This window comes from Telluribacter roseus, from assembly GCF_017355915.2.
Lineage (GTDB): Bacteria > Bacteroidota > Bacteroidia > Cytophagales > Spirosomataceae > Telluribacter.
In genome coordinates, this window is the sequence record NZ_JAFEUV020000001.1 from 713,864 (window position 1) to 726,277 (window position 12,414).

14 protein-coding genes are annotated in these 12,414 nt (G+C 53.0%); 1 reads left to right on the plus strand and 13 read right to left on the minus strand.

The window, feature by feature from the left end; genetic code table 11:
- Positions 1-117: 117 nt before the first annotated feature.
- The 8 genes from JTN23_RS03030 to JTN23_RS03065 all read right to left on the minus strand — a co-directional run bounded on the left by JTN23_RS03030 (position 118) and on the right by JTN23_RS03065 (position 6,832).
- The gene (locus JTN23_RS03030; protein ID WP_247232291.1) at positions 118-651 is read right to left on the minus strand and encodes a dihydrofolate reductase family protein; all 534 of its coding nucleotides are present in this window, start codon (positions 649-651) and stop codon (positions 118-120) included.
- A gap of 61 nt (positions 652-712) precedes the next feature.
- Positions 713-1,504, minus strand: coding sequence for a helix-turn-helix domain-containing protein (locus JTN23_RS03035; protein ID WP_247232292.1), 792 nt, complete (start codon positions 1,502-1,504; stop codon positions 713-715).
- Positions 1,505-1,705: 201 nt separating this feature from the next.
- Positions 1,706-2,749, minus strand: a complete 1,044-nt coding sequence (locus tag JTN23_RS03040; RefSeq protein WP_247232293.1) for a cupin domain-containing protein — start codon at positions 2,747-2,749, stop codon at positions 1,706-1,708.
- 67 nt (positions 2,750-2,816) lie between these two features.
- Positions 2,817-3,260 (minus strand): hypothetical protein, encoded by a 444-nt coding sequence (locus tag JTN23_RS03045; protein ID WP_247232294.1) that lies wholly within the window; start codon positions 3,258-3,260, stop codon positions 2,817-2,819.
- A 196-nt stretch (positions 3,261-3,456) separates the two neighbouring features.
- Positions 3,457-4,917 carry a serine hydrolase gene (locus JTN23_RS03050; protein WP_247232295.1) on the minus strand — a complete coding sequence of 487 codons (1,461 nt, stop codon included), beginning with the start codon at positions 4,915-4,917 and terminating at the stop codon, positions 3,457-3,459.
- A 323-nt stretch (positions 4,918-5,240) separates the two neighbouring features.
- Positions 5,241-5,429 (minus strand): hypothetical protein, encoded by a 189-nt coding sequence (locus JTN23_RS03055; RefSeq protein WP_247232296.1) that lies wholly within the window; start codon positions 5,427-5,429, stop codon positions 5,241-5,243.
- Between the two features lie 91 nt (positions 5,430-5,520).
- Positions 5,521-6,261 carry a subclass B1 metallo-beta-lactamase gene (gene bla, locus JTN23_RS03060; protein ID WP_247232297.1) on the minus strand — a complete coding sequence of 247 codons (741 nt, stop codon included), beginning with the start codon at positions 6,259-6,261 and terminating at the stop codon, positions 5,521-5,523.
- A 49-nt stretch (positions 6,262-6,310) separates the two neighbouring features.
- A complete protein-coding gene (locus JTN23_RS03065; protein ID WP_247232298.1) occupies positions 6,311-6,832 on the minus strand; it encodes a protein-tyrosine phosphatase family protein in 522 nt (173 codons plus the stop codon).
- Positions 6,833-7,155: 323 nt separating this feature from the next.
- Here JTN23_RS03065 and JTN23_RS03070 point away from each other — a divergent pair, with 323 nt between their 5' ends.
- The gene (locus JTN23_RS03070) at positions 7,156-8,559 is read left to right on the plus strand and encodes an alkaline phosphatase PhoX (RefSeq protein ID WP_247232299.1); all 1,404 of its coding nucleotides are present in this window, start codon (positions 7,156-7,158) and stop codon (positions 8,557-8,559) included.
- A 65-nt stretch (positions 8,560-8,624) separates the two neighbouring features.
- Here JTN23_RS03070 and JTN23_RS03075 read toward each other — a convergent pair whose 3' ends face one another.
- From JTN23_RS03075 to JTN23_RS03095, 5 genes are all read right to left on the minus strand, one after another.
- Positions 8,625-9,230 (minus strand): hypothetical protein, encoded by a 606-nt coding sequence (locus JTN23_RS03075; RefSeq protein WP_247232300.1) that lies wholly within the window; start codon positions 9,228-9,230, stop codon positions 8,625-8,627.
- A gap of 71 nt (positions 9,231-9,301) precedes the next feature.
- The gene (locus JTN23_RS03080; RefSeq protein WP_247232301.1) at positions 9,302-9,664 is read right to left on the minus strand and encodes a nuclear transport factor 2 family protein; all 363 of its coding nucleotides are present in this window, start codon (positions 9,662-9,664) and stop codon (positions 9,302-9,304) included.
- Between the two features lie 74 nt (positions 9,665-9,738).
- Positions 9,739-10,347 carry a hypothetical protein gene (locus JTN23_RS03085; RefSeq protein ID WP_247232302.1) on the minus strand — a complete coding sequence of 203 codons (609 nt, stop codon included), beginning with the start codon at positions 10,345-10,347 and terminating at the stop codon, positions 9,739-9,741.
- Between the two features lie 176 nt (positions 10,348-10,523).
- Positions 10,524-11,264, minus strand: coding sequence for an SDR family oxidoreductase (locus tag JTN23_RS03090; RefSeq protein ID WP_247232304.1), 741 nt, complete (start codon positions 11,262-11,264; stop codon positions 10,524-10,526).
- Positions 11,265-11,360: 96 nt separating this feature from the next.
- Positions 11,361-12,281, minus strand: coding sequence for a helix-turn-helix domain-containing protein (locus JTN23_RS03095; protein WP_247232306.1), 921 nt, complete (start codon positions 12,279-12,281; stop codon positions 11,361-11,363).
- Positions 12,282-12,414 lie beyond the last annotated feature (133 nt).

Sequence of the window (12,414 nt, forward strand, 5' to 3'; positions counted from 1 at the left end):
ATCCACAAGTATACCACTCACTACTACCCAGCCCTAGTTATTAATTAATGGAAAGTCTGAAACAGGCTACGAATGGTCATTATCCTGCTTTGGAATGAATGGGCCACTCGTCCGGTACTAGTTGTGTACTGCCTGCCTGTAATGGAGCTGCGTAAGGCCGCTTTCAAATGCTCTGGCCGAAACCAGCTCTAGCTCCTGCTCAGGACGGCCATCTTTGAATAACCGGGTACCATTACCGACTAGTGTGGGAACTACCGAAATGATCAGTTCATCAAGGAGGCCCTCCTTCAGGAGTTCGTTGACTACCTCGGCCCCTCCGTCACAGAATATATGCTTTCCATCTTCCTGTTTCAGGCGTAGTACCAGGTCTTTGAGGTTACCGGTGTAGAAGGTGGTGTTCCCGATGCGGGGACGTTCGGTGCGGGTGAGGATATAGGCGGCCTTGTCGGCGTGCGGAAATTCCGGTACCTTGTTCATGACCCAGTCGTAGGTCTTGCGGCCCATAATCACGGTATCTACGGTGGCAACGAAGTCGGCATAGCCGTAGTCTTCGCCCGGCTGTTGTACCCGCGACAGAAAGCTCAGGTCATCGTTGGGTTGGGCAATGTAGCCATCCAGACTGGTGGCGATGTAGAGAATCAACTTTTTCATTTTCTTCCTTTTGGTTCGCTGCAAAATTGCCTGATCCGGACAGGAAGAAATTGTACAAAATTTACGCGGGTACCTGCAGGCTCTTCCGATACGCGCGGGGCGACATTCCGCAGAAAGATTTGAAGACCCGGATAAAGTGGGCCTGGTCGAAGAAACCCAGCTCCAACCCGATTTCCGTGAGGCTCCTCTCCGGGTGTTGCCGGATCTGCCGGAGTGCCCGGTTTACCATCCTGAGGTGAAAGTACCTGACCGGACTGATGCCCAGGGTGGTGTTGAAGGTATCGATGACGGTCTTGGGGGAGAGATGGAGCTGGCGGGCCAGCTGACTCATAGTACCCTTCTCAAATCCGGTATAGTCCAGCTTTTCTACCTGCTCCAGGACCTGGTTTTTGATCCGTCGGGCCTGGTAGGAGCGGAGCAGGTACTGTTCCAGAGCCGCCAGAAACTCCCCCGGCGGCAGGAGTCGGGCCTGTTCCTGTACGAACTGACTAAATGAAGTACCAAGGATTACGCTCACCTCTACCGACTGATTGGACAGCTCCCGGGCGTTGATCCCGAAAGCCTGGTACAGGCCCCAGGGCTTAAACAGAATACCTACCGTCAGGTGCCTGCCCTGGGTATAGACCTGCAGGGGCTTCGTACGGATTCCGCTCACCCACGAATCCTTCTGTGTTATGGGATAGGTACCTGACGGATCACAGACTTCGAATACATCCCCCAGATTAAAAAACACCTCCTGTTGTACCATCGGCATGGCCCAGCTACGGGTCTCAAAGCTCTCCGCGCGGTTGATGTAGAAGCAATCCACGGCTTCGGCCAGTCGGGTTTTCGGCAGGTATATTTCAGAGATCATGGCTCAGGTACTAGTGTATTTAGGCAGGTAAAGATACCATGTACCCGTACTTCTCGGATCAATCTCTTGATGAAAGGTACATGTCAATTATAGACTGCTATTATAGGACCACGCACGATCATGCTCCGGTAGTACCGTCACCCAAGCCATCAGGCTAAGGAGCAGCACCGGCAGGAGTATTCATCCCTCTGCTGATTTACCTCACTTCTTGGCAGTGAGCTTGCCGGATAGCCAGAACGAAAACGATACCACGGCGGCCTGCACGGCATTCATAGAACCATCGGGCGGAGGCGATACAAAATACAGGTCCAGCTTGTCGTAGTTTTTGAGGACCCGGTCAAAGCGCGCCGGTCCGGGCTTAGTGGGTACTACGTGCGAATAGTAGGGAGTACCTAGTGCATCAAAAAAAGGCTCAAAAAGGCCCGGTGCCAGAAAGCCGATGAACCTGGTGTTGGGGCTGTCCAGCCGGTAGGTATGCTTGGTATGGGCCGGTATATGCAGAAAGTCCCGGGGGTTGAGGGCCACGGCCTGTCCTTCGTTCCACATGGTCATGCTGCCTTCCAGGCAGTAGAAGCACTCCGTATGCCGCTTGTGGTAGTGTTCGATAATGGCCTTTCCCTTTGGTCCATCCGTCATCAGGACCAGAAACTGTCCGTCCGTATTGTTCTGCCGGGCCAGAAAGCTAAACAGCTGGTCTTCTACGATAAAATGCTCGCCACCACCATTACGAATCACGTACGGCTTGGTACCGTTGGGGCGATCCATATTCTCCACTTCCTGTACGTGTCGGGCCGGCTCATATTCATCCACCAGCTGGAAATCCACTTTATCCGATACCTCATAGAGAGGTTCTTTCTGGAAAGCCTGATTCAGGGCTAACTGGGTGAACAACGAAACTACCCCGCCGGGTCCGGTCAGGCACAGCAGACGGGTGTTAGGCTCAACGGTTCTCAGGATATGCGTAACACCCCTGGGTATATGTCCGTAGTCGCCCTTCCTGAGGTGGTAGGTTTTGTTTTTGAATGAAAGCAGTACCTCGCCCGACAGCACATAGATTCCCTTATGAGTATGCTGGTGAAAATGAGCCGGAAAGTAAAAGGTACCCGATGCGAATATTTCTACTACTTCGAGTAGCTCGTTGGTTTGTTCAGGTGAAGCTATGACCGAAATCTCCGCCCCACCAAAATATAGTTTTTTTCCCTCGCCTGCTCTTAGCAAATAAGCGGGTGCCGCCTGTACATCCATAGCCTTGACAATTAATTGACCCTATAAGAACGTAATAAATAGGATTTACTTAATGGATCCTACGGGTTCAGTTAGATAGTGATGCTGGAGGGGATGGTCTTGCGGTTTGCTTCGCCTGTACCAGGGCATGAACAAGCATGAATACTCCCAGCCCTACAATAACCGCATACAGAAAATAGGGGCCTTTGACATTGATATCCGGTAGTACGGCTATATTCTGTTCCGCATCGAAGTGCACCTCAATGCTGTCTGCTTTGGCTGTACTCCTGAAGTGCCGGTTGGGGCTGAGCAGGGTATACTCTTTCCCTTCGTGCCAGACGTAAATCTTGTTAGGAGCGCGCAAAGTACCCAAGCCGTTGTACCTGCCGATGATGGGCATCTTTACCAATGGGCTGTGCTGCTGGACGTAGGCCTGTTTTTGATCATGGGTATACATGCCGTAGGTAAGAAAAATAAACAGTACCCCTCCGGCTACCAGAAAAATGGTGCGGGTCCATTTTGCAATCTTCATAGCATTATTTTTAGCGTGTTGAGGATTAGGCAGTACGGCAAGTAGGGCTGATTAGATATCAGCCCTACTGCCGTACTATATTCCATAAATATAATCAAAATCCGGATTTTTGCGCTCCCGACAGGTGGATTGTAGTCAGGTAGTTCACTACTACCGGTTTTGTTATGGCCGGGGTACCGCAGTGGACCTCTACGTTTTACCTGGTGCGCCGGGCCGACCTGGAATGCCCGTTCTGATGGAGGAGGAGGCTGTTGACGGCACTGCTGTCTTTCACAAACTCAAGCTGCGCGGGTACCTCTTTCAGGAAGAATTTGGTCGGTTCTTCGGCAAACAGGTCAAATGCCGGCTGATTCGTAGCCTGGACTTTCAGGCCGTGGCCCTCCCGCCGGATCTGTAACCTGAACTCAGGCGTCAGCTCGTATTCACCCACGTAAGTATCCAGGATTTCATCAGGTACCTGCACCACCCGTTTGATCACGGGTTTGTAAAAATCTTTCCAGCCGTACACCGTAGCGATGCTGTTGACGATCTCTTCCAGGATCTGGCCATTGTCCGAGTTGACCATCACCACCGCGCCGTTGCCCCCCTGCAGGCTACCCAGGTACAAACACCGGAAGCCCTCGTTGGCGCCGCTGTGGGTAAAGTACCGGTCAGGGCCGGCTGTCTTATTAAATACCCCCAGCCCCGCTTCCTGCATCACGGGCGTGAGCATGGTCCGGGCGGTTTCCTGCGTAAGTACCTTGTCCGAATGCCCCGCGTAGGCCCGTTGCATCTCGATGATGTAGCGGCTGAGCTCGGTCGGGTTGGTCCAGAGGGCGGCGGCTCCCTGCTCCGGATACTGGTGGTACTTCCCTACTACGGGCGTGCCGTCACCGCGGTAGCCGGTTGAGAGCAGGGGGACCCTGTCGGCAGGAGGCGGTATGGTATAAAAGCTGCTGGTCATGCCCAGCGGATCCAGTACCCGCTGCTGCGCGTAGAGGTCGTAAGGCAGGCCGGTCAGGTCCATTACCACCAGTTGTGAAATGGTAGTACCTCCGCCCGAGTACTGCACCCGGGTACCCGCCTCAAACAGCGACCGGATGGGCTGGCTGTTGGCCGGACTCTCTCCGTTTAAGATCTGAATTACGGTGGGTACCTGTTCACCGGCCGCGTAGCCTCTGAAACCGTGGACTGACGTACCGGCCGTGTGACTCAGCAGGTGCCGTAGCGTGATGGGCGTTTTGCCCTTGCTGCTGTCATACGGAAACTTCCAGCTCCGGAGGTAGGTATTGATATCCTGGTCCAGATCGGCCTTCCGGTCCTGCACCAGCCTCAGTACTCCCACCGCGTTCAACGACTTGCTGATGGAAGCGGCCTGAAACAGGGTCTGCGGGGTGACGGGCACCGTTTGTTCTTTATCGGCATAGCCGTAGCCACGCGCCCAGTCCAGTTGGTGGTCTTTGATGACAGCTATACTCACTCCCGGAATCCTGAGCTGCTTCATGCGCTCCTGCAGCACCAGTAGGTTGTCGTCAGTCCGGATGGCCTCACCCAGGCTCTGTTCTACGCGCCTGATGCGCTCCTCCACCTCCGGGCTATAGGTCGGGTTGGTCTGGGCCAGAAGAGGCAGATGGCCAATCAGGACCAGTACAAATAGTGGTACCTTACATGTTTTCATGATATAGCATAGGGATTGTTGAGCGAATGGTACAGTACTGTAAAACCATAGCAGAATACGGGGTGCCAGGTTTTACACCCGGACTTGTAAAATCACGGTTTCCCTTACCAATACTCTGTAATGGTGGGGGAAAGGCAAGCAGATAACCACCTGTTTACGAAAGAGTAACAGGGGGGAGAGTGCTGGTAAGTACCGAAATATTATTGAAGAAGTATACCAGTATGTGATGAGCGGCCTGGGATGTACTATCAGATGATACAGCCGCGGTGGCCCTCAGCGGCAACAGCGGCGCCTATTGGTGTAAGATAGAGTCTTAGAGGGGGCTATTTATGCGGCTTTTTTCCCAGCCTCACTAGCCGGTATACAAAAATCCCGATGGCCAGCAGCAATACCCCTACCTGTAGATAGATATTGCCATTCTGGTCATCGGGGAGCTTACTGGCCAGCCTGATCTCATTGGAGATATAAACAATAAATAAAAACGGGACTAGCAGATTAAAGTACCTTCTCATCGGTAGCGTATCAGGGTGGATGTACCGGGTCAAGTTAGAAAAATAGGCTGACTTTCCCAATTGCCCGGCTCCCGTCGCATACTCTGCCGGTTTAGTTAGTACTGAAAAGACTGATGGTATAGTCAAGCAGTTCGGTGCCGCCAGGTTTGCCGTGGCCGGGTATGACTTTCTTAATAGCGGGGTACTTCTGCTTCAGGCGGGTTACCGTGGCGGGCCACTCATTGGTATTGGCGTCTCCCAGGTACCCCTTCGTGGCGCCTACTTCCTTGATCAGGCAGCCGCCAAAGAGTACCTTCTCCGTCGGGAAGTACGCTACTACATTATCGCGCGTGTGTCCTTCCCCAAAGTACTCTACCACTACTTTCTGGGAGCCTACTTTGAGTTCCTGTACCCTTTCAAAGCCGTGCTGGGGTACGGGCAGGCCATTGGCCCTGGTTAGTTCGATGGTGCGCTGGCTGGCGTAGGAAGGTACCTGCTGCTTATGAAACTCATCCAGTCCGCCGAGGCAGTCATCGTGGAAATGCGTAGGTACTACAGCCTTGATCTTACAGTGGAGCCCATCCTGCACCCATTGGATCAGTTCCTGGGTGGCTTTGGGGGTGCTGGGCGTATCAAAGATCAGCGCCTCCTTTTTATTCACGACCACCATGCCGTTGCATTCCACTTTTCCAAAGCTCTGGGTCTGGAGGTACGAGATATGCTGGTATACATTATCAGCCACTTTCTGCACGACCAGGTTTTCTGTTTGGTACACTGGTCTGTCCTGAGCGGAGGTGGGGCGAGAGAGTCCAATAAAGAGAAAGGGTAGAAGGAGGTAGGCTACTAGTGGCATCGGGTTAAAAAATGTGATTAGTGTGAGGTCAATGGTTTACGTAGAAATCTTAATTCCAGTTCAGGACAAAGTTCTTCTGTTCTGTGGTTTCAGGGGACATTTTGCCCGCAATGGAGGTATTACGCTTCAGGTGGTCAATCGTATCAAATACGTTTTCTTTGGTAGCCAATCCGTGCCGTAGCAGATAGCAACCTACTACAGTGCCTGTTCTGCCGATACCTCCCCAGCAATGTACATATACCTTTTTGTTAGCAGCGTGCAGTGAATCGATCAGATCCAGAATTTCCTGCATCCGCTCCTTCGTCGGGACAGATACATCTTGGATGGAGAGCCGGTATGTTTCGACTTTATTTTGGTTCAGGAAGCCGGTGTAGTCATTGAAAGGCTGACCTTTCCAGTTGGTTTCGCCCGCTTCCATCAGGTTGATGACCGCATCAACCTTGCTCCCAATAAGGCCTGTCAATTTTAGTTGAGTAGCTTCGTCAGTAACAGCCGCCGGTATCTCACCGGCCAGTAAATTGTCAGTAACCCAGTAGGATCTTTCGAAGGGGAGAGGATTGGTAGTTTTCATTCTGTGGTAGTGTAGGTATGAGTGATGAGTACTAATTGGCTCTAAGTACCTCGAAAGGACTAAAAGCGCAAGAAAGTTAGTAAGAATTCTCTCCAAAATAGTAGACTATTTGCTCCCCGTCCAGATGATTTTTGTGTCAGGATTTTTTCTACTTTTATCGACTGTGCCTAAGCGATTTACCGGTCTGAGTAGTTGAAGTGAGAAATTGGAGATGGACTCCACTTTCAACGCAGAATAGTACAAGATTCAGCCGCAAAAGACCTGATTTTTGTAGCGGTCAGGCAGGCAGTGACACAATAACTCAACCCGTTATAATCAACCTGATGAAGAATTTTTCCTCGCACAGCCGCCGGGACTTCCTGAAGTTCTCTGCGAGTGCCTCTCTGGGCTTTGCAGGGCTCCTGTCCTGCGTGCGCGAAATAGATACCGTAGTGCCTCCAATTCCGGTCCGACCGGTTGGCTACGGCCCCCTGCTGCCCGACCCGCATGGACTGCTCAATCTGCCCAAAGGCTTTACGTACCAGATCATATCGCGGCAGGGCGAAACCATGAGCGACGGACTGCTGGTACCGGGCCTGCCGGATGGAATGGGTACCTTCCGGGGCACCAACGGCAAAACAATTCTGATCCGCAACCATGAGCTGAGCCCGGACCCCATCTGGGGGAGTCCGTATGGCCTGGATGGGAGCTTGGCCTCTAAGGTGGACCGCTCCCTGCTGTACGATCCGGGTAGTGGAGGCCGGCCGGAGCTGGGCGGCACTACTACGCTGGTCTATAATCCGGCTACGGCCCGCGTAGAAAGGCAGTTTCTGAGCCTGACCGGAACCGCCCGCAACTGCGCCGGAGGCCCCACCCCCTGGAACACCTGGCTCACCTGCGAAGAGACTATCAAGAGAGCAGGCTTCGAAGGCTGTCAGAAAGATCATGGCTTTGTATTTGAAGTACCCGCCACGGACTATCCCAGACTTCATCCGGCGGTTCCCATCAAGCCCATGGGCCGCATGAATCATGAAGCCGTGGCCGTGGACCCGCGTACGGGCATTGTGTACATGACCGAAGATATCAGCGATAGCCTGATCTACCGGTACCTGCCCACCGTACCCCGCCAACTGCACAAGGGAGGTACCCTGCAGGCGCTCATGATCAGGGACCAGAAGAGCGTCGATACCCGCAACTGGCCCACATTGACGGCGCCCGTGTTTCCGGTCGGGCAAACCTTTGACGTAATGTGGGTGGATCTGGAAGAGGTGGAGTCGCCTGATGATGACTTAAGGTACCAGGGCTTTGATAAAGGCGCCGCCCGTTTCGCCCGGACCGAAGGCATGTGGTTTGGTAATAATGAAGTGTACTTTGCCTGTACCAACGGGGGCAAGAGCCAGCTGGGGCAGGTATTCAGGTACGTACCCAGCTCGCAGGAGGGGAAGCCCCAGGAGAAAAGCTCCCCCGGCAAGCTGGAGCTGTTCATCGAGTCTAACAGTACCGAGCTGCTCCAGAATTGTGATAATCTGACCGTAGCTCCCTGGGGCGATGTGATACTCTGTGAAGACAATGATCACCCCTTTCTGGTCGGCGTTACCCCCAAGGGGGAGCTGTACCGACTGGCCGAAAATGTAGCCCACAAGACCGAGTTTGCGGGTGGCGTTTTCTCTCCCACCGGCGAGACCTACTTCGTCAACATGCAGGGAACGGGTATGACCATCGCCATCACCGGCCCCTGGCACAAATGAAAGCAGAGGAGGGTAGGTAGTAGTACTTAGGTATATGGAAAATTAATGGCAGATTATTCTCCACTTCAGGCACTATATAAATAACCAATCTCATTTCTAATTTCCCAAACTTCATCATAACTCATAGTGGAGAGAGAGTTGCGGGTGCCGCGCAGGACAAACTGGTAATCGCCCACGGTTACCATCCGGAGGCGTGAGTCAAACCTTTCGTCGCCGGTGAGGGTACGGAAGTACTCTACCGCTTCTTTGCCGTGCACGTATACGAGGGTGGGCCGGATGGTGTCCATTAAGTACCGGAATACCTCCGTACGGTGGTCGTTGGGTAGGAGCTCCCTCGCCGTTCGGGTAGGTGTGGAGCAGATGTTGGTGTCGAGGCAGGGGCGAGGCATCCGCTCCAGCATGTATTCGATGCGGCCACGGGTGCCCTTAGGCAGTATCCATCCCCTTTTCACCATGTAATCCCGTAGAAAGTAAGGCTTCGCGAATCCCTGGGTGTCGCTCCAGTACGACCAGAACGGCTCATCCATCTCTACCGGAGGATTGAACCCCACTATGAATATATCACAAGCCAGGGGCGATTCGTCACACAGGAAAGGCCGGGCCTTCGGATCGGGCACGAGCTGCTGCATCCGTTCACGGAACTGCCGGAGGGAGAGGGTAAGGTTGGGCATAAAGTATGGCAGTCAATGGCAAATGCCTGGGTGGTCTGCTGGCTTAGTTACTAGAGGCGAGCCTTTGTATTCTACGCCCCATTGCTGGTCCCTGTCCTGATGACGAAAGCCTTCAGCTCCGCCATCTTCCCGTCGCGAAACTGCCAGACGTCGCAGTAGGAGTAGTCTGCCTCTTTTCCAGCTTCGTCCTTTAATCGGATGGTACCGAGGGCCGTTACATAATCACCGCCAGCAATCAGGTTTTCGACGTTGAACTTTGGCGGCTCCTCATAAGCCGTTGCCATCCACTGCCGAACTGCCTCCTTCCCCCGTAGGGTCAGGTCGCCTACAAAGGTCCACTCCGTGTCGTCGGTGCAATAAGCCAGAAACCCCTCATGGTCGCCCTGGCTGATAGCTGCGTTGGCCTTTTCCAGTATGGCTATATTATTCTCCATCCTATGTATAGGTCTTGTTTAAGTAGATACCATAAATATAGTGAGATAAGTGATAGATGGATAAGATGCTAAGCTCAGGTATAAAAGAACTCTTGTATCTCATCTCTCACTTTCCTGACTTCCTCATAGCTCATGCGGGAGAGCGAATTGAGGGTGCCGCGCAGGGCAAACTGATAGTCACCGATGGTTCCAAGCCGGAGGCGTGAGTCAAACCCGTCCACGCCGGTGAGGGTACGGAAGTACTCTACCGCCTCTTTGCCATGCACATATACTACGGTAGGCCGGATGGTGTCCAGCAGGTACCGGAATAGTTCCGTACGGAGGTCATTGGGCGCAAGTCCCCTTGCCGTTCGGGTGGGGGTGGAGCAGATAGGGGTGTCGAGGCAGGGAAATAGGGGGAACCCTTCGGTAAGTTGTTCTATGCGGCCACGCAATCCTCTAGGCTGCATCAACCCCTGCTTGACCGAGTTGTCACGCAGGAAGTAGGGCTTATTGAACCCCGAGGCGTCGCTCCAGTACGACCAGAACGGGGAGTCCGTCTGAGCCGGGGGATTGAACCCTACAATGAACAACTCACAGTTCAGAGGCGACTCGTTACATACAAACGGCCTAGCTTTCGGATCCGGTACCAACTGCTGTACCCGTTCACGAAACTGCCGGAGGGAGAGGTTTGTGTTAGGCATGGATAGGTGTGTAGAGGTAATACCTATAATGGCTAGAAAGTTAAAAAATAAGAGGCAGTCTATTTCAGACAACCTCCTGTTTTTTAGTGAAAGGCTTCACTGCTCCATTTCCTGCATTACCATTCGGCACAGGTACTTTATTTATACATGTTAGCTGTGCGGTAGAAAACTTCCCTTTACGCCATGGCCCCGTTGGCACCAATGTTCTGGGCGGAGATCCATTTGGCCTCATCGCTGGCAAGGAATACCACTACCCGGGCGATATCCTGCGGCTCGCCGATGCGGTTGAAAGCGGAGAGCGAGGCCAGGCGGGCTACTGTTTCTTCTGATTTGCCTTCCAGGAATAGTTCGGTGCGGGTAGGACCGGGCGACACTACATTGACATTGATACCCCGGCTCCCCATCTCTTTGGCAAAGATGCGGGTAAGTTGCTCCACCGCGGCTTTGGAGGCGGCATAAGCCCCGTAGGTAGGTAGCATCAGGCGGGTGACGGAAGTGGAGAAGTTGATAATACTGCCGTGGTCGGCCAGTCGGGTAGCGGCTTCCCGCAGGGTATTGAATACCCCCTTGACGTTCACATCCAGGATCCGGGTCAGGTCCTCCTCCGTCGTGTCCTGAATGAGCTTGTAGAGGATGACACCGGCATTATTTACCAGGATGTCGACCTTACCGAAGTGGGCGATGGCCTGATCAAAAAGGTGGGCCACCTGATCCGGCTTACTCACATCGGCCTGGACGGCCAGGGCCTCACCGCCCTGCCCCCTGATTTCCTGTACGACCTGTTCGGCGGCCGCCTGGTTGCCGGCGTAGTTAACCACTACCTGCGCACCGGCCTTCGCCAGCGCTTTGGCGATCCCGGCCCCGATTCCCCGTGATGCCCCGGTGACAAGCGCTACTTTTCCGTTGAGATTATTCATGACTTTGTATCTTTTTGTTTCGATACAAAGATGGTGGATCCATACTCCCGCGAACGTACAAGGATTACAGCAAGACGTACAAATATTTAAGATGGACTAGTGGAGGAGCTGTTTCCGGTAGTCTGCCGGACTCAGGGAGGTGTGTTTTTTGAAGTAGTTGCTGAAATGCGGAGCTTCCAGAAAACCCAACCGGTTGGCGATCTCCTTCACCGAAAGTTCCTGGTCCTGCAGTAACACCCTGGCTTCGGTGACCAACTTATCCGCCATCCAGGTACTGATGCTTTTGCCGGTTTTGCTCCTGATCACCTGGGACAGGTACGTGGGGTGCAGCTGCTGCCGGTCGGCAAAGTCCTGTACCCTCATCTGCTGTTGTACTTTCCCGGTGAGCAGTTCCCGGATATGGTTTTCCAGATTGAGCCTGAATTCCTTCACGATCCGGGAGCTACGGGTGCCCTCCACGATGGGGTTGTAGTCCTGAAAGAAATACTCTTTGATCTTCAGCAGGAGCACCACCATCAGGGTACCGATGAGCCCATTTTTATACGGCGAACCTCCCAGATGCTCCCGGTGGATCTGCCGGTATAGCTGCTCCAGTACCTCAAAGGGTTCGTGGCCAAGTACACGGGGCTCTACCGTCTCGGTCAGCAGAAACGAAAACTCCCGGTATATATCCGTATGTACATACTCTTTCAGATACGATGCATGGAAAGTGATCAGGCAGGCGTCCGTAATGCTTTGCCACTCAAACATCCGGAAGTTGCCGGGGTTCGTAAAATACACGGTGCCCGGTTGTATCGTGTACTGCAAGTCGTCAATGGTGTAGTTGCCAAGTCCCTCGCGTATAAATAGAAAGCTAAAGTAGTTGGGGCGGTAAGGTACCGATCTGAAGGGCAGCTGCTTAAAGATATCCTGTAGATAGTTGACTGTAAAGCCGGAGCTGTCACCCACTACGGGCAGCCCCATGAGCTCGTACAGTTCATGCAGATCTTTTACTATAATGTCCTTTTGTTGTGCCACATATACGTTTTAAACATGAAGTTACAGATATTTAATTTAGTTTCCTTCTACTAGGAAGCAGAGGTTGTCGAATCCTTTGGTATCGCTCCGGTACAAACAAAATGAATGATCAATTTTTTTATTGAGGAATTAA